This window comes from Agrobacterium sp. MCAB5, assembly GCF_052114365.1.
GTDB classification, from domain to species: domain Bacteria; phylum Pseudomonadota; class Alphaproteobacteria; order Rhizobiales; family Rhizobiaceae; genus Agrobacterium; species Agrobacterium tumefaciens.
Genome location: NZ_JBFREP010000183.1, coordinates 1 through 536, shown reverse-complemented (window position 1 = coordinate 536; position 536 = coordinate 1). Strand labels below are relative to the sequence as shown.

The 536-nt window shown below is 57.3% G+C and carries 1 protein-coding gene; it reads right to left on the bottom strand.

Annotated features, from left to right (window positions below):
- On the bottom strand, nucleotides 1-536 hold a 536-nt coding region (locus tag AB4Z23_RS28110), incomplete at both ends, for an HsdM family class I SAM-dependent methyltransferase (protein ID WP_441361261.1).

Here is a 536-nt window from a genome sequence, read left to right as displayed (position 1 = left end):
CCGTTAAGGAAGCCCTCGTAAATGCGCACGATGTCGGCGCGGGCTTCGTCGGGAATCTCACGGCGCTTGGAGCCGAGGGATTTGCGCATGGGCTTCCAGAAACGCTCGCCGGATGCGTCGATTAACTGCACCTTTCCCTGGCGGTTGGCGGGCTTGCGGTTGGTCAGAAGCCAGACATAGGTTTGGATACCCGTGTTGTAGAATAGGTCGGTCGGCAAGGCGACGATGGCCTCGACCCAATCGCTTTCCAGCATCCATCGGCGAATCTCACTTTCGCCAGAACCAGCCCCTCCAGAGAAGAGTGGGGAGCCGTTCATGACAATACCGATGCGCGAGCCGTCTTCGTCATCGCGCATTTTGGATATCATGTGCTGAAGAAACAGAAGCTGACCGTCTGATATGCGCGGCGTTCCGGCCCCAAAACGGCCGGAAAAACCAAGAGAGTCGGCCTCTTCCTTGATAAGCTCCTGGTACTTCTTCCAGTCCACACCGTAGGGAGGGTTGGACAGCATGTAGTGGAAGCGCTTGTCCTTGTG